Origin of the sequence: Sphingopyxis granuli (assembly GCF_001559015.1) — a bacterium.
GTDB classification, from domain to species: Bacteria; Pseudomonadota; Alphaproteobacteria; order Sphingomonadales; family Sphingomonadaceae; genus Sphingopyxis; species Sphingopyxis granuli.
The window spans coordinates 1,593,333-1,613,492 of sequence record NZ_CP012199.1 but is presented as its reverse complement, the minus strand read 5'-3'; the positions used below and the strand labels follow the sequence as shown (position 1 = coordinate 1,613,492).

The window sequence follows — 20,160 nt, the reverse complement described above, 5'->3', positions numbered from 1 at the left end:
ACGCCCATCGGCCGTGCACGACTTCGCGGTGTCTCGACTTCGCTCGACACGAACGGAGATGAAAGGCCGTCATTCGCCAAGCGCCAAAACGGCCGCGCGGAACGCGTCGCCGCGCTGCTCATAATCCCCGAACTGGTCGAAGGAGGCGCAGGCGGGCGACAGCAGCACGACGTCGCCCGGACGGACGGCGGCAGCGGCCTGCGCGACGGCGGTCGCGAGGTCGCCCGACCGTTCGACCGCGATGGCGTCGCCGATCTCGGCCGCGAACGGGTCCATCGCCTCGCCGATCAGATAGGCGCGCCGGACGTTGCCGAACCACGGACGGCAGGCGGCAAGTCCGTCGCCCTTCGCCCGCCCCCCGGCAATCCAGTGCAGACGCTGGTCCGGCGCCGGCGGAAAGGCCGCCAGCGCCGGTGCAGCGGAAGCCGCGTTGGTCGCCTTGCTGTCGTTGTACCAGCGGGCGCCACGGGCTTCGCCGACCCATTCCATGCGATGCGGGAGCGCGGTGTAGGTCGCGAGCCCGCGCTCGATCTGTTCGTCGTTCAGCCCCAGCACGCGGCATACCGCGATCGCGCAGACGGCGTTCTGTGCGTTGTGCGGTCCCTGCAGCGCGGGCCAGCGCGCCTGGTCGGCGGGGTCGATGTCCTTTGCCGACACGCGGTGGAGCCGATGCGCGACGCGCCCCGCGATCATTCGCGACGGATCGTCGTCGACCGCGATCACCGCGACCTGATCGGGGGTCTGGAGCGCGAAGAGGCGCGCCTTCGAGGCGGCATAGCTTTCGAAGCCGTCGTAGCGGTCGAGATGGTCGGGCGTGATGTTGGACAGCACGGCCACGTCGCAGGCGAGGCTGTGGGTCAGGTCGATCTGATAGCTCGACAGTTCCAGCACATAGACGCCGACGCCGTTTTCATTTGGCGGCAACGGATCGCGCGTCAGGATCGGCAGGCCGATGTTGCCGCCCATCAGCGCCGGGATTCCCGCCGTCTGCAGCATATGGGTAATCAGCGCGGTGACGGTCGACTTGCCGTTGGTGCCGGTGATGCCGACGACCTTGTGCGGGGGCAGGTCGGCGCGCGCCTCCGCGAACAGTTCGATGTCGCCGATGACCGGCACGTGCGCCGCGCGCGCATGGTCGGCGATCGGATGGCGGTTGAGCGGCACCCCCGGCGAGACCACGACGCCCGCGAAACCGGCGAGGTCGATCGTCAGCGGATCGCCGATGTCGGCGCCGAGCGCCATCGCCGCGTCGCGCGCGTCGGCGCGGTCGTCCCACGCGGTGACGCCCGCGCCGCCGGCGATCAGCGCTTCGACCGTGGCGAGGCCCGAGCGCGCCAGCCCGAGCACCGCATAACGGCGGCCGGCGAAGGCGCGCGCGGCGATCATCGCAGCTTGAGCGTCGCGAGCCCCGCGAGCGCGAGGACGATCGAGACGATCCAGAAGCGGATGACCACGGTCGATTCGGGCCATCCCAGTTGCTCGAAATGATGATGGATCGGCGCCATGCGGAAGACCCGCCGCCCGGTGCGTTTGTACCAGAAGACCTGGATGATCACCGACAGCGCCTCGGCCACGAACAGCCCGCCGACGAGGACCAGCACCAGTTCGTGCTGCGCGGTGACGGCCATCGTCGCGAGCGCCCCGCCCAGCGCGAGGCTGCCGGTGTCGCCCATGAACACCGCCGCCGGCGGCGCGTTGAACCACAGGAAAGCCAGGCAGGCGCCGATGATCGCCGCGGCGAAGATCGCGAGCTCGCCCGCCCCCGGCACATGCGGGATGCCGAGGTAGCCCGCGAACTTCGCATTGCCCGACAGATAGACGATGACGAGGAAGGTCAGGCTGGCGATCATCACCGGAAAGGTCGCGAGCCCGTCGAGCCCGTCGGTCAGGTTCACCGCATTGCCGAAGCCGACGATCAGCACCATCGCAAAGACATAGAAGAAGGGCCCGAGCGGGATAGTGACGTCGCTGAAGAAGGGCAGATAAAGGTCGGTGCCGGTGCGCGACACGATCAGCAGCACCGCGACCGCCGCGATGCCGAATTCGATCAGCAGGCGCACACGCCCCGGAATGCCGCGATGGCTGGCCTTGGTCACCTTGTCGAGATCGTCGAGGAAGCCGACGAGTGCGAAACCGCCGGTGACGAACAGGCAGGCCCAGACGAAGCGGTTCGACAGGTCCATCCACAGCAGCGCCGAAACCATCAGCGAAATCAGGATCATCAGCCCGCCCATCGTCGGCGTTCCGCGTTTCGCCAGATGGCTTTGCGGGCCGTCGTCGCGGATCGGCTGCCCCTTCCCCTGCCGCATGCGCAGCATCAGGATGAAGCGCGGCCCGATCCACAGTCCGATGATCAGCGCGGTCGCGACGGCGGCGCCCGAGCGGAAGCTCAGGTAGCGGATGAGGTTGAGAGCCCCGGGAAAGCTAAGCCATTCCGCCAGCCAATATAACATCAATAGTCCCCGTTGGTCAGCGCCGTGACGACATGCGACAGACCGACGCTGTTCGATCCCTTGACCAGCACGACGTCACCAGCGCGGATCACGTCCTTCAGCCGCGCGGTCGCGGCCGCGTGGGCGGGCACATGCTCGAAATCGACGCGCCCCTCAAGCGCTTTGGCGAGCGGCGCCATCTCTTCGCCGACGAGCAGGGCGAACTGCACTCCCGCCGCGACGAGCGGAGCGGCCAGCCCTTCGTGGTAGGCGGCGCCATCGGGGCCGAGTTCCTTCATGCTCCCCAATATCGCCACCTTGCGCCCGGCGGATTCGTCGCCGAGCAGGCTGATGGTCGCCGCCATCGAAGCGGGGTTGGCGTTATAGCTTTCGTCGATGACCCGAATCTCGCCGCCGGGCACCGCGACCCGGTGGCGCGCGCCGCGTCCCGCGAGCCCGCCCATCTCGGCAAAGGCGAGCCCCGCCGCGGGCAGGTCGCCGCCGACCGCCTTGACCGCCGCGAGCACCGCCAGCGCGTTCGACACCCAATGCGCCCCCGCCTGCGCGATGGTGAAGCAGAGCAAGGCGTCCTGCACCTGCGCCGTGACCAGCGAGCCGCCCTGTCCGTCGGGCAGCCAGTCGACCGCGCGCACGTCCGCGCCCTCGCCGAAACCGAAGCTGACGACATGCGCGGCATGCTGCTCCGCCTTCGCGCGCAGCCGCGCATGATGCGGGCTGTCGAAGGGGATGATCGCGGTGCCGCCGGGTTCGAGCCCCTCGAAAATCTCGCCCTTGGCGTCGGCGATCGCTGCTTCGCTGCCGAAATATTCCATATGCGCCGGGGCGATGGTGGTGACGATCGCGACGTGCGGGCGGACCATGCGGGTCAGCGCCGCGAGTTCGCCGGCATGGTTCATGCCCATCTCGAAGATGCCGAAGTCGGCGGCCCCCGGCATGCGCGCGAGGCTGAGCGGCACGCCGACATGGTTGTTGTAGCTCTTGACCGAGCGGTGCGCCTTGCCGGGGCGGAAGCGGTCAAGCGCCGCGAACAGCGCCTCCTTCGTCCCCGTCTTGCCCGCCGATCCGGTGACGCCGACGATCCGGGCATGGCTGCGCGCGCGCGCCGCGATGCCCAGCGCGTTCAGTGCCGCCGCGCTGTCGGCGACGCGGACGTGCGGATGGTCGATGGCGGTTTCGCAGACGATGCCCGCGGCGCCCGCGGCGATCGCCTTGTCGATGAACTTGTGGCCGTCGGTCGCCTCGCCCTTCATCGCGATGAACAGGTCGCCCTTCGCCACCTCGCGCGAATCGAAGGCGACGCCCTGCACGGTGAAGTCGGCGCTGGCGGTGCCGCCGGTGGCTGCGGCGATGGCGCGCGCGGTCCACAGCGGAGTCATGCCGCCGCCTCCCGCGCGACGGCGACGTCGTCGAAGGGGATGACGCGCGCCGCGGCACCGCCGCCGACGATCTGCCCCTGCTCGTGCCCCTTGCCCGCGATGCAGACGATATCCTCGGCGCGCGCCTCGGCGATCGCGGCGGCGATCGCGGCGCGGCGGTCGCCGATCACGCGCGCATCGGGCGCGCCTGCGGCAATCGCGGCGCGGATGGCGGCGGGGTCCTCGCCGCGCGGATTGTCGTCGGTGACGATCAGAACATCGGCCCCGGCGGCCGCCACCCGGCCCATCTCGGGCCGCTTGTCGCGGTCGCGGTCGCCACCGGCGCCGAAGACGAGGATCAGCCGCCCGCCCGCATGCGGGCGCAGCGCGTCGAGCGCCGCGGCGATCGCGTCGGGCGTGTGCGCATAATCGACATAGACCGGCGCGCCCGCGCGGGTGATCGCCGCGCGTTCGAGGCGGCCGCGCACCGGCTGGAGCCGGGCGAGATTGGCCAGCGTCTGCTGCACGTCGCCGCCGGTCGCGATGACGAGCCCCGCCGCGACCAGCGCATTGGCGGCCTGATATGCGCCGATCAGAGGCAGCGTGACCTTTTGCGCGAGCGGGCCCGCGGCGATCGTCAGCGACTGGCCGAGCTGGGTCGGCTCGCGCGCGACGAGCCGCAGCGTCTCGCCCTTGCGCCCGATCGTCATGATCCGCAGGCCGCGCTGCTTCGCTTCATATTCGGCGGCCGCCGACCACAGATCGTCGGCCCAGATCACCGCGACGCCGTCCGGATCGACCACCTCGCGGAACAGCCGCATCTTCGCCGCCAGATAGGCGTCCATGTCGCCGTGATAGTCGAGATGATCGTGGCTGAGGTTGGTGAAGGCGGCCGCCTTCACCGGCACCCCTTCGGTGCGATACTGGTCGAGGCCGTGGCTCGACGCCTCGAACGCGGCGTGCGTCACGCCCTCGGCGGCGAGCCCCGCCATGTTCGACAGGAAGGTCACGATGTCGGGCGTCGTCAGCCCGGTCGACGCGCTGTCGTTCGAGGTGGTGATGCCCAGCGTGCCGATCGAGGCGGCGTGGAAGCCCGCCATGCGCCAGAGCTGGCGCGTCATCTCGACCGTCGAGGTCTTGCCGTTGGTGCCGGTGACCGCGACGCAGGTCGCCGGAAAGCGGTGGAAGAAGCGCGCCGCGATGTGCGCGAAGGCGCGCCGCGGGTTGGGGTCGGCGATGTGCACCGCGCCCGTCACCGTCGCCCCCGGCCGCGCGACCACGGCGATCGCGCCGGCCGCGATGGCGGCGGGGATGAAATCCTCGCCGTTGAACCGTTCGCCGACGAAGGCGCCGAAGATCGTGCCCGGCGCGACCTTGCGGTGGTCGATGGCGAGCCCGGTGACGACCGGGTCGGCACCCGAGGGGCCCGGCGGGTCGAGGAGCGCCGAGAGACGCATCAGTCCGCCTTTCCGCCCTTCCAGAGCAGCGGCGTCAGTTCGGACACGTCGACGTCACGGCTCTCGTCGGGGAAGACGCCGAGCATCGGCCCCGCGCGCATCACCACTTTCCGGACCACCGGCGCGGCGGTCCAGCCGGCGGTGCGCTGCCCCGAGCTGAAGGCGTTGCCCTTCGGCTCGTCGATCATCGCGAGGACGACGTAGCGCGGATTGTCCATCGGGAAGGCGGCCGCGAAGGTCGAGACGAGCGAGTGGCGGCGATACCCGCCCGCGCCCGGCTTTTCGGCGCTGCCCGTCTTGCCGCCGACGCGGAAGCCCGGCGCGTCGGCCTGGCGACCCGTGCCGTCGGACACGATCAGGCGGAGAAGCTGGCGCATCCGCGCACTGGTCGACGCCTTGAACACGCGGCGACCCTGCGGCGGCGCCTTGTCGCCCAGCCTGAGGATCGTCGCCGGGCGCCAGATGCCGCCGTTGACGAGCGCCGCATAGGCGCTGGCGAGGTGCAGCGGAGTCACCGCGATGCCGTGGCCGTAGCTGGTCGTCATCGTCGTCAGCCGGCCCCAGTCGCGCGGCCACAGCGGGAATGCCCGTTCCTTGATGTCGATCCCCGGCCGCTTGTCGAACTCGAGATTGCGGAACAGCTCCTCCATCTTCTCGCGGCCGAGCTGGTCGGCGATCTGCGCGGTGACGACGTTCGAGCTGTGGATCAGCGTTTCGGGCACGTTGAGCCAGCGGCCCATGCTGTGCGAATCGCGGATACGGAAACCGGCGATCGCGAGCGGCCGGGTCGCATCGTAGCGCTTCGCCATGCTGGTCACCACGCCATTGTCGATCGCCGCCCCGATCGACAGCGGCTTGAAGGTGGAACCGAGCTCGTAGAGGTTATAGGTCACCGCGTTGCGCCGCGCGCCACCATTGTCGGGCGCCAGCTTGTTCGGATTATAGGTGGGCAGCGAGGTCATGGCCAGCACTTCGCCCGTGTGGACGTCGAGGATCAGCCCGGCGCCGCCGATCGCCTCCAGATTGGCGACGGCGTTCGACAGCTCGCTTTCGAGCACGCCCTGCACGCGCACGTCGATCGACAGCGCGAGCGGATCGCCGCGCGTCGCCTTGTCGGTCAGCCGTTCCTCGAACGCGCCCTCGACCCCGGTGACGCCCTGCCCGTCGGCGTTGGTGAAGCCCAGCACGTGCGCGGCGAGCGAAAGCTGCGGATAGAGCCGCTCCTTCTCGCGCGGGAAGTCGAACCCGACATCACCGATCGCGTTGACCGCGGCGACCTGATCGGGCAGCGCGCGGCGGCGGATATAGGTGGGACGCGGCCCGTTCAGCTTTGCGAGCAGTTCCTCGCGCGGCATGTCGGGAAAAATCCGGTGCAGCTCGTCGGCCAGATAGGGCCGGCTGTTGAGCAGCTTCGACGGCACGACACGGATCGAATAGCCGTCGATCGTCCGCGCCAGCGGCACGCCGTTGCGGTCGACGATGTCGGCGCGCGCGGGCACGAAAGTCGCGGATCCGTTGCGGTGCCCGGCGGAAGTGTCGAACAGCGCGAAATAGACGAGCCGCACCGACACGAGGAAAAAGGCCGCCATGAACAGCAGCATCAGCATCATCAGACGCTGCTGCGCGGTCAGCAATATCTGCTGCCGCACCCCCGCGGTCCGTACCCGGGTCGGTCGGACGACCAGCGTGTTCATTGCGGCGTCTTGCCTCCCGCCGCTTCGCGGGCCGCCTGACGCTTGAGGTCGGCGAGCGTCGATTCGGTGAGGAGCTGATCCTCGATCATCTTGAGCTGTTCGCGCCGCCGCGTCGGCGCCATGTGCGGCAGCGCGTCGCTGCGCACCGCGCTGTCCGCCTGCGCGAGCACGACGGGCTTTTCGGCGGCGGGCAGCGCGGCGGCCGGCGGGGCGGGCGCGGCTTCGGGGGTGCCGACCGGGCTGACCATCGCCATCAGCACCGGCGCGACCTCGTTCGCGCCGCGCGCGCGCGGCAGGCGGTCGATCGAGGCGAGCTGCGTCTCGTTCGACAGATATTGCGACGCCGAGGGCGCCGAATAGCCGAAGGTGTCGGCGTTCCACTGTTCGAGCTGGCGCATCGACGCGCGTACCGCCAGTTCGGATTCGAGATAGCGGATATTGTCGCGCGTCCGGTCGATCTGCTTTTCGATGCGCGACAGTTCGCTGCGCGTCGCCGCGACCTTGAGCGACACCGGGTAGAGCATCATCGCGAAGACCAGCACCAGCAGGACCAGGCCGATCCCCTGAAGCTTGCGGGCCGCCATCAGCATGACATCGCCTCCTTCGTCATCGTCGCGGGCCAGGCGGGCGCCGCCGTCCGCACCGCGCTGCGCAGCGTCGCCGAACGCGCGCGCGGATTGCGCGCCTCTTCGGCCTTGCCCGGGCGCAGCTTGCGCGCGGGCGGGTGGAAAGTGGCGGCCCGCGCCGAAGGAAGAAGCGCGGGCCGGTGGCGCGAACCGCCGGCGTCGCCGCCGCTGCGTTCGCGCAGGAAATTCTTCACGATGCGATCCTCGGTGCTGTGAAAGCTGACCACCGCAAGACGGCCGCCGGGACGCAGCACGCGTTCCGCCGCCTCCAGCCCCGCGACCAGTTCGTCGAGTTCGCCGTTGATGTGGATGCGGATCGCCTGAAAGCTTTTCGTCGCCGGGTCCTTCGGCGCGCCCGGCGGATGCCGCAGTGCCTTGCGGATCACCGCCGCGAGTTCGCCGGTGCGCGACAGCGGCCGCGCGGCGACGATCGCGCGCGCGACTCGACGCGACTGGCGCTCGTCGCCATAATGATAGAGGACGTCAGCGATCTCGCTCTCGTCGGCGCGGTTCAGCCACTCGGCGGCGCTTTCGCCCTCCTGCGCCATGCGCATGTCGAGCGGGCCGTCGGCCTGAAAGGAAAAGCCGCGCGTTTCGCGGTCGAGCTGCATCGACGACACGCCGATGTCGAAGGCGATGCCGTCGATCGCATCGATCCCGCGCGCCGCGAGCAGGCGGTCGATCTCGCCGAAGCGGCCGTGGATCAGCGTCAGCCGGCCGCCGGCTTCGTCGACCAGCGCCTGCCCCTCCGCGATCGCATCGGGGTCGCGGTCGCAGGCGATCACCTCCGCCCCCGCCGCGAGCATCGCGCGGGTATAGCCGCCGGCGCCGAAGGTCGCATCGACGTGCCGCTCGCCCGGACCGATGGCGAGCGCGGCGACGACCTCGTCGCGCAGCACCGGATCGTGGCGAGGATCGCGGGGAAGCCCGGTCACTTGCGCGCCCTCCCCTTCGTTTCGGCCCAGGCGGCCGCGAGCCGCTTGAGCACCGGATCGGCCTCGGCGCATTCGGAAAGCGTCGGCAGCCACCAGATTTCGAAGCGGCGGCCCGATCCGACGAAGGCGGTCGCCCCCGCCTCGCCGACGCGGTCGCGCGCGGTGAAGTTGGGAAGGAAGCGCCCGCTGTCGTCGAGCGTATAGGCCTCGGTATAGCTGAAGCGCTTCTTGAACGCCTCGTCTTCGTCGAAGTCGAGATTGCGGGCGAGCGCGGTGTCGCGATCGCGCTCGATCTCGTCGGAGAGGCGGTCGTACTGGTCCTGCCCATAGGCGACCAGACAGGGCAGCTTTTCATGGAAGCCGACCCAGAGCACGCGCTGACCGTCCGCATTGAGGGGCACATTGTTGCGGAACTGCGAAGGGACGGCGATCCGTCCCTTGCCATCGATCGCGGCGAAGTTGGTGCCCGAGTATCGTCCGGGCGTTACAACCGCCATCGCTGCAGCCCCTGTTTCTCGCGCCTCCGGGCAAAACTTCCCTGATCCCGAAATCGCACGGATTCCGGGTCGAATGACTCAGGCGGAGATTGCCCCTCTCCGATTCCTGCCTATCAAGAGTCGTTCGGGGTGGAAAGGGGTATTTTAGGGTGAAACCGGGTATTCACGCCCCAAATTGGCGATTCTGAGGTGAATCGAGCACCAAAACGGGCGCCCGGACGCCCGAAAGCGCTTTCGGCGACAGATCATGGATCGAAACGGATTGGCCATTATCCCTGTTCGGCAGCCAATTGCTCCCCGGCGAAAGCCCGGTCCACGCGGAGCAGCGCTTCGCAATCTGGCCCCCGGCTTTCGCCAGGGAACCGTATCGGGATTCAACGCGCCCTAACCGGCCGCCGGCCGTATCCACAGCGGGCGGAGCCAGCCTTGCGCGTCGTCCCGTCCGGCAAGCCGCGCCGCGATCCATTCGATCGTGTCGGCTTTGCGCAGATGCGCGGCCCAGGGCGGGACCGGCTGCCACAGCGGCGCGAACAGCAGGTCGGCGTCGCCGACCAGCCATGCCTGCCCCCGTCCGATCGGACAGGCGGCGACGCGCACGTCCGCAAAGCTGCGGCATCCGGGCGGCAGGCGCGCGAAGCGCCCGGCGCTGAACAGGCGCAGCCGCGCGCCGTCGACGTCGACCGGCCGCGCCGCGCGGTCGCCCGGCGGCGCGGCGTCCAGCGTCACGCCCCAATGATCGAGCAGCGGCGTGAGCAGGCTCGTGACCGGCGGATTGCGCGGGTCGCCGAGCGGATGCGCGGGCGGCCATCCCGACAGCGCGTCGGCGAGCACGACCGCCCGGCCTCCCCCGCGCACGAAGGCGTCGATCGCCACCAGCTCGCGCGGCGCGAGCGCGCGCGGGTGCGCGAGCAGCAGCGCGCCGCCCGGCGGCGGCGGATGGTCGACAAGGCTGTCGACGAGACGGACCGGCAGCGCCGCCTCGATCGCGCGGAGCGCCGGATCGTCCTGCGACCCGTCGGCGATCATCGCCGCGATGCTGCCGCCACCGGCCCAGCGCAGCGGCAGCCCGGTCAGCATCGTCGCGGGCGCCGCCGCGCGGAAGGCCGGGCGATAGAGCAGCGCAAGCGCGGCGTGGCCGGCGGCGAACCAGCCGACAGCGAGCAGGAGCAGCGCGGCGACCCGAAGGCCGGCACGCCGGCGCCAGCGGACGATTGCGTCGCACAGCCACGCGGCGGCGGCGCCCGCGACGGCGACCAGCGCGACCCCTCCCCCATCGAGCGCGCGCGTCAGCAGAAGGGTGAGCAGACACTGGATCGCCGCAAGCGACAGCAGCGCGATCAGAAAGGCGCGCCGTCGCGCGGAGCCCGCCTCACCGCGCAGCCACCATGAAAGCAGCGCCAGCGGCGGCACGAGCAGCGGCAGCGCGAGCGCGGGGTCGATCCGGCCGAGCATGGCCTGCCCGCCGGCGAACCAGGCGAGCGCCGCGGCAAGCGCCGCGACCGCGAGCGCCGGCCACAGCGACCCGCGGGCCGATGCCGTCACCGCTTCGACTGGCGGGCGCGGGCGAGTTCGGGATCGGGTTCGAGGTCGGGCACGGTCGCCACCGACGGCGGTGCCTGCGGCACCTTGATCGCGGCCCCCGCATTATCCTCCTTCGACACCGGCTGGACCCCCAGATCCTCGAGCGGCGCACTGCCGCTGCCAGCCTCCGCGCCGGGCAGGCGGACCGCGGTGGCGGTCGCGACGTCCTTGGCCGCATTCTCGCGCGCCCGGTCGCCGATCACTCCGGCCAGCCCGACGAGCAGCAGCACGGTGACGACCCCCGCGATCCCGATCTGCAGCCGGCGCATCGTGTCATGGACCGGCACCGCGTCGGCGGGCGCCGACGCCTGTCCGCTCGCGGCCGGGGACCTGATCTCCGGCCGGGTCACGCCGCCGCCTCCGCGAGCCCTTTGCTCGCGAGCCATTCGGGATTGTAGAGCGTCGAGAGATAGCGAAAGCCGCTGTCGCACAGGATCGTCGCGATCCGCTTGCCGGGGCCCAGTTCGCGCGCCAGCGCCATCGCGCCCGCGACGTTGATCCCCGACGAAAGGCCGAGGCACAGCCCCTCTTCGGCGAGCAGGCGGCGCACCACCGCCAGCCCCTCCGCATCGGAAATGCGGAACTGCGTGTCGATCGGCGCGCCGTCGAGGTTGCCGGTGATGCGGTTCTGGCCGATCCCTTCGGCGAAGCTCGACCCCTCGGGCTTCAGTTCGCCGCACTTGTAGTAATTATAGAGTCCGGCGCCGTGCGGATCGGTCAGCGCGATGGTGATCGTCGCGTCCTTGGCCTTCAGTCCCAGCCCCGTTCCGGCGATCGTCCCGCCGGTCCCCGCGGCGCAGGTGAAGCCGTCGACGCGGCCGTCCATCTGCCGCCAGATCTCCTCCGCCGTGCCGAAGATATGCGCCTTGCGGTTGGCGATATTGTCGAACTGGTTGGCCCAGATCGCATTGTCGGTCTCTTCGGCGATGCGGCGCGAGGTGTGGACGAAATGGCCGGGATTGGCGAAGGGCGCCGGCGGCACGAGCACCAGCTCGGCGCCGAGCGCGCGGATCGTCGCCATCTTCTCGGCGCTCTGGTTGTCGGGCATGACGATGATCGTCTTGTAGCCGAGCGCGTTGCCGACGAGCGCGAGGCCGATGCCGGTGTTGCCCGCGGTTCCCTCGACGATGGTGCCGCCGGGTTTCAGGCTGCCGTTCGCCTCGGCGTCGCGGATGATATAGAGCGCCGCGCGGTCCTTCACCGATCCGCCGGGGTTCGCATATTCGCACTTGCCCCAGATTTCGCAGCCCGTTTCCTCGCTGGGCCCCTTCAGCAGCACCAGCGGGGTGTTGCCGATCAGGTCCAGGCTATTTTCAGCGATGGTCATGCCCCCGATCTAGGACGACGACCCATGCGCCGCAAGACAGCTTCGCTTGGCCGGCCCATCGGCTGGCTTTGTCGACCAACGGGGCATCGGGTCCGACCAACGACAGTGCGCAGCCGTCCGAAGGCTTGCCTTGGTGATATTATATCATTACTGCGACGACGCTATCGCTTCGAAACAGCAACGGGAATCCTCCATGCGTCTGTCATCCTCCGCCGCCGGCCTCACCCTCGCGCTCGTCCTTTCGGCTCCGGCCTTCGCGCAGGACCGCACCGCGAGAGGAGTTGGCGACGACCTGCACACCGACCAGCCGATCGTCGTGACCGCCCCCTATGTCCGCAGCCTCGACATCCTCGGCAACGTCTCGGTGCTCGAAGGCGACGAGCTGGCCCGCGACATCCGCGGACAGATCGGCGACAGCCTGACCCGCCAGCCCGGCGTGTCGGCCACCAGCTTCTCCCCCGGCGCCTCGCGGCCGGTGCTGCGCGGCTTTTCGGGCGAGCGCGTGCGCGTGCTGACCGACGGCATCGGCTCGATCGACGTGTCGAACACCTCGGCCGACCATGCGGTGACGATCGACCCGCTGACCGTCGAGCGCATCGAGATATTGCGCGGCCCCGCGGTGCTGCTGTTCGGCAGCCAGGCGATCGGCGGCGCGGTCAACCTGTTCGACCGCCGCATCCCGCGCAAGGTTCCGGCCGACCATGTCCATATCGACGCGATCGGCGGCTATGCGACCGCGGCCGACGACCGCAACCTCGGCGGTTCGATCGACGTCGCGCTGAGCCCGCAGATCGTCGCCCACCTCGACGGAAGCTGGCGCAAGACCGACGACATGCGCGTCGGCGGCTATGTCAACGCACCGGGGCTGCGCGGCCAGCTGCTCCACCTCGCCGAGCATGCGATCGAGGACGGCCACGCCGACGAGGCGGCGGAGCTGACCGCACAGGCGAACCGGCGCGGACGGATCGCCAATACCGCAAGCGAGACGTGGACGGCGGCGGGCGGCCTGTCGCTGATCAACGACGGCGGGCAGCTCGGCATCTCGGTCAGCTATTTCGACACCGGCTATGGCGTCCCCGAACGGCCCGACACCGCGCACGACCACGGGGACCACGACGACCACGATCATGACGACGACGATCACGGGCACGAGCATGGCGAAGGCCCGGTGACGATCGGCATGAAGCAATGGCGCGCCGACCTGCGCGGCGAGGTCGAGCTGGGTGATGGTTTCTTCGACAAGCTGCGCCTGCGCGGCGGCTACGCCGATTACCAGCATACCGAATATGAAGGCGACGAGGTCGGCACGGTCTTTTACAACAAGGGTGTCGAGGGGCGGCTCGAACTCGCGCAGAACGACCGCGGCGGCTGGCGCGGAGCGAGCGGAGTGCAGTTCAGCCACCGCGATTTCGACGCGGTGGGCGCCGAAGCCTTCGTCCCGCGCAACCTGACCGACCAATATGCGCTGTTCACGCTCCAGGAATGGACGGCGGGGCCGCTCGGCCTGGAGGCCGCGGCGCGCTTCGAAAGCACCAGCGTCCGCGCGCCGACGCTGGGCATCACGCGCGCCTTCGACACCTTCTCGGGCGCGCTCGGCGCCAGTTACGATCTGACCGAGGCGGTGAAGCTGGGCGTGTCGGTGGCCCGCGCGGTGCGCGCGCCATCGGCGGAAGAGCTGTTCTCGAACGGTCCGCACATCGCCACACAGTCGTTCGAGCTTGGCGACGTCAACCTCAAGCGCGAGGCGAGCTGGGGTGCCGAAGCCTCGCTCAAGCTGCGCAGCGACCCGGTAAATTTCAGCCTTTCGGTCTATTCGAACTGGTTCGACGATTTCATCTATTCGGATGCGACCGGCGCCGAGGAGGACGGCCTGCCCGTTTTCCGCTATTTCCAGCGCGACGCGCGCGTCTGGGGTTTCGAGGCGGAGGCGAGCGCGCGGCTGGCGCAGATCGGCGGCTTCGCCATCGTCGGCGACGTCACCGCCGACATGACGCGCGCAAAGATCAAGGGCGGCCAATATGTGCCGCGCATCCCGCCGCTGCGCATCCTGGGCGGGATCGAGGCGCAGGGCGACCGCGTCGATGCGCGCGCCGAGGTCGAATGGACCGACGACCAGACCCGCATCGCGGCCTTCGAGACGCCGACCAAGGGCTTCACGCTGGTCAACGCGTCGATCAGCTGGCGCCCGCTCCCCGAGGCGCGGCATCTGACGCTGTCGCTGGCGGCGAACAATATCTTCGACGTCGACGCGCGGCGCCACGCGAGCTTCACCAAGGATTTCGTGCCCCTCGCCGGCCGCGACATCCGCCTCACCGCCCGGGCGAGTTTCTAGGGCCCGTTTCGATCCGATCGAAACGGAGCCCGGGAACGGAGCCTAGGAGGAAATATCCTCGATCGACCGGTCCTGCGTTTCCGGCCCGAACCACCAGACGAGCAGGGCCGCGGCGGAGAAGCACAGGGCGCAAGCGATGAACGCGCCGGTATAGTCCCATTTCAGGATCAGGGCCGAGATGAGCAAGGGGCCCGAAACGGCCGCGATGCGCCCCACGGTCGAGGCGGTTCCCAGCCCGGTGGAGCGCGCGCGGGTCGGAAACAGTTCGGGCGTATAGGCGTAGATCGCCGTGGCGACCGAAACGAGGAAGAAGTGCATCGCCGCGCCGGCCGCGACGACGAGGACATATGTCGACGCCTGTCCATAGAGGAACGCGGCCACCGCGACGCACAACAGCGCGATGATGATGACGATCTTGCGCCCGAACCGCTCCATCGCCTGACCCGTTATCCAGGCCGCCGGTATGCCTGCCATCGTGATGAAAACCCCGGTGCCGATGGACGCGGTAATGCTCATCCCACGGTCGACGAGGAATTTTCCGACCCAGACGCTGATCCCGTAATAGGCCAGCAGGAACAGGAACCAGAGCGACCAGGCAAATAGCGTTCGTTGCGTGTAGCCGGGCGCGAACAATGTGCGGAATCCGCCCCGTTCGGTCGCGGCACTCACGACTTTCCCGCTCGATTTCGGCGATGGAAGAGGCTTTCCATATGCGTCTGCGACGGCAGCTTCGAAGCGCCGCATGGCGTGCTCCGCCTCGTCGTGGCGGCCCGAAGCCTCGTACCAGCGCGGGGATTCCGGCAAGTTCCGGCGGATATACAGCGCGGCCAGCGCGACGGCGAACATGACGACGAACATCGCCCGCCACCCCAGCGAAGTGCCGATGAGCGAAATCACGCCAAATGATGCCAGCGTGAAGAGGACGACCGAACTTTGCGACGCGACGTGCATCCATCCACTGATGCTGGCGCGGCGATTGGCGGGCATGATCTCGGCGACCAGCGCGAACACCGCGGGCAGTTCGGCGCCGAGCCCCAGACCCGTGACGAACCGGAAAAAGCTGAAGGACCAGATATCCCAGGAAAAGGCTGTCAGCAGGCTGGCCGTCCCCCAGATCAACATGCTGTGGATCAGAACTTTCCTGCGCCCGAAACGGTCGGAAAGATATCCGGCGGCCGTGGCGCCGACGCCGACGCCTGCGAAAACAGACCCGCCGGCAATGCCCGCCTGCTGGACCGTCAGACCAAGGTCGAGCGTGATAGCCGAGAGCAGGTAGGACAGCATGACGAGATCAACGGCGTCGGCGGCAAAGCATGTCGCGAGAATGACCGCGAGCCACCGTTGATAGCCGGTAAATGGCAGGCGCTCGAAACGCTCCGACAGCGAATATGCGGTCGGCCGGTCGGGCCGGGCAAGATGGCCGACGCCATGATGATCGGGGTTCTCATGCTTGTTTTTCATATGGCTGCCACTCCCATGTGGGCCGCGACCCTGAGGGCGTACCCGTTTGATTTGCTTGTTCGAGGCGTCGAATTGACGAAAATCCCGGGTTCATCCGGACACGGCGAGCCGCTTCGCTGCGCCGCAAGGCCGCGCGGACCGGGTTTGCAGCCGTTCGGCATCAGTGCGGGATTCGACCGGCTTCGCTCCCCTTTGGTTGAAGCATGAAAATTTTATAGATACGGTTTTATTTCTGTCAAGTTCGGTTTATCCGGACAGCATCGACAATCTGGACGGGGACGGCGCATGCCACGAATTGCCATCGGAGGCTTTGGTCACGAAACGAACAGCTTCGTTTCGCATCGCGCGGATTATGCGTATTTTTCGGACCATCGCGACCGCCCCCCGCTGGTCCGGGGCAGCGCCATCTTCGACTGGCTGCGCGATGGCGTGTTCCCCATTACCGCCTTCATCGAGGCCATGCGCGACGAGCATGCGCTGATACCGCTCGCATGGGCGCATGGCGGCGCGGGGGGGCCTGTCACCGATGATGCGTTTGAACGCATCGCCAGCGAACTGGTCGGACGCCTCTCCGAAGCCATGCCGGTCGATGCCGTCTATCTCGACCTCCATGGCGCCATGGCATCCATTCCCTTCGAGGATGCCGAAGGGGAATTATTGCGGCGCGTTCGGGCCGTCGTCGGCGACAGACCGATCGTCGTCAGCCTCGACTACCATGCCAATATCACGCCGGAGATGGTCGAACATTGCGACGGCATGGTCGTGTTCCTGACCTAACCGCACGTCGATCGCCGGGAAACGGGGGAGCGCGCGGCAAAACTGCTTTCGAGCCTGGTGGGCAAGCCGCGTCCGGCGGGGCGCGCTATCCGGCATATGCCTTTTCTCATTCCAACGACCGCGCAATGCACGCTGGTCGAACCCTCGCGCAGTATTGTCGCGGAATCGCGATTGCTCGACGGCGATCTGCTGAGCCTTTGCTATGCCGCCGGATTTCCGCCTTCGGACCTGTTCTGGTGCGGCCCGACCGTGGTGGCCTATGCTGACAGCCAGGCCGAAGCCGATCGCTTTGCTGATGCCCTGACAGAATCAATCGTGTCGCGCGAGGCGGATTTCGATGCGACATTGCTGACGCCCGCCGAAGGCGTGGCGCGTGCGATCGCGATATCCCGGACGGCCTCCCGACCCGTTGTACTGGCCGACGTGCAGGACAATCCGGGAGGCGGAGGCAGCGCCGACACGACGGGAATTCTTCGTGCGCTGCTAGAGGCCGGGGCGAGCAACGCGGTGGTCGGAATCCTCTGTGACGCCGACGCCGCAGCGGCGGCGCATGCGGCCGGAGAGGGATGCGAGATCGAAATAAGCTTGGGCGGGCATGTCAGGGTGGACGGCGTGGAGCCGGTCCGCGCCTGCTATAAGGTGAAGGCGTTGGGCACCGGCCGGTTTCGCACCAGCGGCGCCGTGACTGGCGGGCTCGACGTCGATCTGGGACCGATGGCCCTGCTGACGGTCGGCGGTACGGAGATCGTGGTCTCGTCGAAGCGGATGCAGGCGATGGACCTCGAACCGTTTCGCCATCTGGGGGTCGAGCCGGCCGAACGGGATATCGTCGTGGTGAAGAGCGCGGTCCATTTCCGGGCGGAGTTCGGCCCGATCGCCGAACAGGTACTCCTCATCAAGGCGCCGGGCGCCTTCGCCGACGATCCTGAAGATTATCCCTACGAACGCCTGCGCAAGACCGTGCGCCTGCGTCCGTGCGGGTGACGTCGAACGTTATCAGTGTCTGCGGCCAAGATGATGAAAAGCGATGCGGCTGGGCTGGTCAGTATCCCGCCGCGCGATAGGGGCCGTGGCCCTTGCGATAGACCAGAAACTTGCGCTCGAAGCGGCAGACTTCGTCGCCATGCTGGTTATGGGCGCGGGTCCGGACATGCAGGATCCCCTGGTCCGGACGCGATGCCGATTCGCGCTTGCCCAGAATTTCGGATTCCAGAAGGATCGTATCCCCGGCATAGACCGGCTCGAGAACGACATCGGTCAGGCTCAGATTGGCGACAACCTTGCCGAAGGTCTTGGTCGTCATCGCCATCATACTCAGCAGGTAGGTTTCGGCGACCTGCATTTTTTCCCCGCGCACCGCACGGGCATAGTTGCGATCGACGAGGTGCGGGGTAAGGTCCAGCGATTGCAGCGCATGCTTGTGGCAATCGCCCTCTTCGAACGTCCGGCCCGGCCGATGTTCGAAAACCTGGCCGACATCGAAATCCTCGAAATCGACGCCATAGCATTCAATATATGTATCCTCGGCCTGTCGGCGCAGGAAATTGAATGATTCCTTCATCCTGTCCAGCTTTCTAATAGTTATTTTCTGAAAACGGGAGAGATTCCTTCCTGTATATCAGGCTATCATATTGCATTTCGCAGAAGACAATGTCCTTCTGATTGATCCCGTATGTCGTAACGGTGACTTTTCCGCATTGGCCATCGTCACATTGCGAAATGTCCATGATCCGGCTTTCGCTGTACAAGGTATCGCCGGCAAAGATCGGCGCTTTCATCGTGATATGGTCCCAGCGAATGATCGCCTTGCGCCTGTTGAAAGTTTTCCACGTCATCCCGATCAACCGCTGGATCATGGCGGTCGTGACCATCAGCGGCGAAGAAAACTCGGTTTGCGCGGCATATCGCGCGTCGTAATGCAACATGGCCTGGTTCAACGTGTCCATGCAGTCGTCGATATTGTCCTGCTGGGTAATCGTATAACCCGGGCGATGCCGGAAATGCTGGCCTGCCCGGAAGTCTTCGAAATCGAGGCCGAAGCGTTCCCGGTACCGGTCTTTTCCGACAGGAACATAGGCCGGGAACATCATGTCCCCCATCTCGCTTTCTCTCGTCATCAGATCACCCCCGACAGTTCGAGGTCGCGTATGGCGTTCTCGTCAAAGCCGATGTCGCGAAGAAGGCTGCTGGTATGCTCTCCCAGCGCCGGCGACATTTTCAGGTCTAGGCGGTCGGCCCCGAAATTCATCGGGCTGCCCAGGATCTTGAAATCCCTGCCCCCGTCTCGAGCTATGGTCCGTATCCGGCCGGATTCGGTGACGAAGGGATTCTCCATCGCCTGCCTTACGTCGTAAACGGGCGCGACCGGGACTTTTCCATCAAAAACGGATATCCATTCGAACGTCGTTTTCTGGCTGAAGACGTCGTCCAGAACAGCGGTCAGCTCGTCCCGAACATCATATCGTTTCGAGAACGTCTCGTAACGCGGATCGTCCGCAAGATCGCTTCGCCCGATCTTCTCACACAATATCCTCCAGAATTTCTCCTTGTTGCACATGACATAGATCCATCCGTCCTTCGTCCTGTACAATTGGCAGGGCGTCAGCGAGGCATGGGCCGACCGCGGCAATCGCTGTTGATTGTGGCCGGAATTCAATTGCCAATGCGCGATGTAGTTGAGGTTGTAGAGCGCCACGTCGAACAGGTTGATGTCGACGTCGCGGCCCCTTCCCGTCTGCCTGGCTTCCAGCAGGGCGGCCACCGTGGCGCAGGCGAGCGCCAGCCCCGACATGAAATCGACGATCGAGAGCCCGAACCGCGTCGGCGGCGTATCCGGCTCTCCCGTCAGCGAGAAGAAGCCCGCCTCGGCCTGCATCATATAGTCGTATCCGGGCCAGCCCGCCCGCTCGCCGGTGCGGCCGTAGGCGCTGATATGTCCGCAGACCAGTTTGGGATTGAAAGCCTTCAGATGATCGTAGGTAAGGCCGAGTTTCTCCGGAACATCGCCGCGCAGATTGCCGACGATCGCGTCCGCATTCTCGACCAGGCGGTGCAGGATCTGCCTGCCGCGATCCTGCGTCAGGTCGATGGTCATGCTCTTCTTGTTGTGATTGAGACCCTGATAGAAAATGCTTGCCGAGCATTCCGGCATGTCGTCCAGAAAGAAGGGGCCGACCGAGCGCGAAATATCTCCGCCATCGCGCGGATTCTCGATCTTGATGACTTCCGCGCCCATGTCGACGAGATACTGGGTGCCGATCGGCCCGGCGCCATATTGCTCTACGGCCAGAATGCGGACGCCGTTTAACGGAAGCATGATGAGATTCTCCAGGAATGAGCGTGAGATGCCGGGGGCCTCATGGGGCAGGCAGACGGGACGATGGCGCCCGCGTCATGAACCGGGAGGGCGACGAGCGACGCTTTCATGAGCAGACGCGGCGATCATCCGCTTCCCGTTGCAACAAGGCCGAATGGAACCACGCATAAACCCTCGCCAAAGCATCCTGACACACCGCGCGCAGAGGCGACCTTCTTTGGCTTGTGATGGGTAAGCCTTTGAAAATCACCGGGGTTGGGCCCTTCACCATGCCGGCCCCTTATCATGTTTTCAATTAAATCCGGTTCTATTAATTGTCAAGCACCAAGAGCAGCGCGCATAGGCCGCC

Annotated in this window: 17 protein-coding genes and 1 pseudogene; 3 read left to right on the top strand and 15 right to left on the bottom strand. The window is 67.2% G+C overall.

Annotation, left to right across the window (positions count from 1 at the left end):
• Nucleotides 1-69: 69 nt before the first annotated feature.
• From murD to SGRAN_RS07385, 11 genes are all read right to left on the bottom strand, one after another.
• Nucleotides 70-1,386, bottom strand: coding sequence for a UDP-N-acetylmuramoyl-L-alanine--D-glutamate ligase (gene murD, locus SGRAN_RS07435; protein WP_067182170.1), 1,317 nt, complete (start codon nucleotides 1,384-1,386; stop codon nucleotides 70-72).
• Nucleotides 1,383-2,453 (bottom strand): phospho-N-acetylmuramoyl-pentapeptide-transferase, encoded by a 1,071-nt coding sequence (mraY, locus tag SGRAN_RS07430; RefSeq protein ID WP_067182168.1) that lies wholly within the window; start codon nucleotides 2,451-2,453, stop codon nucleotides 1,383-1,385. The genes murD and mraY overlap by 4 nt, the downstream gene beginning before the upstream one ends.
• Nucleotides 2,453-3,829 (bottom strand): UDP-N-acetylmuramoyl-tripeptide--D-alanyl-D-alanine ligase, encoded by a 1,377-nt coding sequence (locus tag SGRAN_RS07425; RefSeq protein WP_067182165.1) that lies wholly within the window; start codon nucleotides 3,827-3,829, stop codon nucleotides 2,453-2,455. The genes mraY and SGRAN_RS07425 overlap by 1 nt, the downstream gene beginning before the upstream one ends.
• Nucleotides 3,826-5,265 carry a UDP-N-acetylmuramoyl-L-alanyl-D-glutamate--2,6-diaminopimelate ligase gene (locus SGRAN_RS07420; protein WP_067182163.1) on the bottom strand — a complete coding sequence of 480 codons (1,440 nt, stop codon included), beginning with the start codon at nucleotides 5,263-5,265 and terminating at the stop codon, nucleotides 3,826-3,828. The genes SGRAN_RS07425 and SGRAN_RS07420 overlap by 4 nt, the downstream gene beginning before the upstream one ends.
• A complete protein-coding gene (locus tag SGRAN_RS07415) occupies nucleotides 5,265-6,959 on the bottom strand; it encodes a peptidoglycan D,D-transpeptidase FtsI family protein (protein WP_067182160.1) in 1,695 nt (564 codons plus the stop codon). The genes SGRAN_RS07420 and SGRAN_RS07415 overlap by 1 nt, the downstream gene beginning before the upstream one ends.
• On the bottom strand, nucleotides 6,956-7,549 hold the full coding sequence (locus tag SGRAN_RS07410) for a hypothetical protein (RefSeq protein WP_067182158.1): 594 nt from the start codon (nucleotides 7,547-7,549) through the stop codon (nucleotides 6,956-6,958). The genes SGRAN_RS07415 and SGRAN_RS07410 overlap by 4 nt, the downstream gene beginning before the upstream one ends.
• Nucleotides 7,543-8,520: a 16S rRNA (cytosine(1402)-N(4))-methyltransferase RsmH gene (gene rsmH / locus SGRAN_RS07405; protein WP_067105578.1), complete on the bottom strand. Its 978-nt coding sequence runs from the start codon at nucleotides 8,518-8,520 to the stop codon at nucleotides 7,543-7,545. The genes SGRAN_RS07410 and rsmH overlap by 7 nt, the downstream gene beginning before the upstream one ends.
• The gene (locus SGRAN_RS07400; protein WP_067182155.1) at nucleotides 8,517-9,017 is read right to left on the bottom strand and encodes a division/cell wall cluster transcriptional repressor MraZ; all 501 of its coding nucleotides are present in this window, start codon (nucleotides 9,015-9,017) and stop codon (nucleotides 8,517-8,519) included. Before SGRAN_RS07400 ends, rsmH begins: the two co-directional genes overlap by 4 nt.
• 384 nt (nucleotides 9,018-9,401) lie before the next feature.
• Entirely contained in the window at nucleotides 9,402-10,559 is a 1,158-nt protein-coding gene (locus SGRAN_RS07395; protein ID WP_237233920.1) for a GldG family protein, read from the bottom strand.
• On the bottom strand, nucleotides 10,556-10,948 hold the full coding sequence (locus SGRAN_RS07390) for a hypothetical protein (RefSeq protein ID WP_237233918.1): 393 nt from the start codon (nucleotides 10,946-10,948) through the stop codon (nucleotides 10,556-10,558). The genes SGRAN_RS07395 and SGRAN_RS07390 overlap by 4 nt, the downstream gene beginning before the upstream one ends.
• Nucleotides 10,945-11,925 (bottom strand): cysteine synthase A, encoded by a 981-nt coding sequence (locus tag SGRAN_RS07385; protein WP_067182149.1) that lies wholly within the window; start codon nucleotides 11,923-11,925, stop codon nucleotides 10,945-10,947. Before SGRAN_RS07385 ends, SGRAN_RS07390 begins: the two co-directional genes overlap by 4 nt.
• 193 nt (nucleotides 11,926-12,118) lie before the next feature.
• Between SGRAN_RS07385 and SGRAN_RS07380 the strand changes: the two genes are divergently transcribed.
• Nucleotides 12,119-14,257 (top strand): TonB-dependent receptor, encoded by a 2,139-nt coding sequence (locus SGRAN_RS07380; RefSeq protein WP_067182147.1) that lies wholly within the window; start codon nucleotides 12,119-12,121, stop codon nucleotides 14,255-14,257.
• Nucleotides 14,258-14,299: 42 nt separating this feature from the next.
• Here the strand turns inward: SGRAN_RS07380 and SGRAN_RS07375 are convergent, their stop codons facing one another.
• A complete protein-coding gene (locus SGRAN_RS07375) occupies nucleotides 14,300-15,718 on the bottom strand; it encodes an MFS transporter (RefSeq protein ID WP_067182144.1) in 1,419 nt (472 codons plus the stop codon).
• Between the two features lie 285 nt (nucleotides 15,719-16,003).
• Here SGRAN_RS07375 and SGRAN_RS22930 point away from each other — a divergent pair.
• Together SGRAN_RS22930 and SGRAN_RS07365 are read left to right on the top strand one after the other, a co-directional pair.
• Nucleotides 16,004-16,864: pseudogene (locus SGRAN_RS22930) on the top strand (M81 family metallopeptidase); the annotation flags it as partial.
• The gene (locus SGRAN_RS07365) at nucleotides 16,862-17,479 is read left to right on the top strand and encodes an MlrC C-terminal domain-containing protein (protein ID WP_404950436.1); all 618 of its coding nucleotides are present in this window, start codon (nucleotides 16,862-16,864) and stop codon (nucleotides 17,477-17,479) included. The pseudogene SGRAN_RS22930 and the gene SGRAN_RS07365, both read left to right, overlap by 3 nt.
• A gap of 58 nt (nucleotides 17,480-17,537) precedes the next feature.
• Here the strand turns inward: SGRAN_RS07365 and SGRAN_RS07360 are convergent, their stop codons facing one another.
• Genes SGRAN_RS07360 through SGRAN_RS07350 form a run of 3 tightly spaced genes read right to left on the bottom strand, consistent with a single transcriptional unit; the run spans nucleotide 17,538 to nucleotide 19,811 of the window.
• On the bottom strand, nucleotides 17,538-18,056 hold the full coding sequence (locus tag SGRAN_RS07360) for a MaoC family dehydratase (RefSeq protein WP_067182136.1): 519 nt from the start codon (nucleotides 18,054-18,056) through the stop codon (nucleotides 17,538-17,540).
• A 13-nt stretch (nucleotides 18,057-18,069) separates the two neighbouring features.
• On the bottom strand, nucleotides 18,070-18,612 hold the full coding sequence (locus SGRAN_RS07355; RefSeq protein ID WP_067182134.1) for a hotdog family protein: 543 nt from the start codon (nucleotides 18,610-18,612) through the stop codon (nucleotides 18,070-18,072).
• On the bottom strand, nucleotides 18,612-19,811 hold the full coding sequence (locus tag SGRAN_RS07350; protein WP_067182131.1) for a CaiB/BaiF CoA transferase family protein: 1,200 nt from the start codon (nucleotides 19,809-19,811) through the stop codon (nucleotides 18,612-18,614). Before SGRAN_RS07350 ends, SGRAN_RS07355 begins: the two co-directional genes overlap by 1 nt.
• Nucleotides 19,812-20,160: the final 349 nt, after the last annotated feature.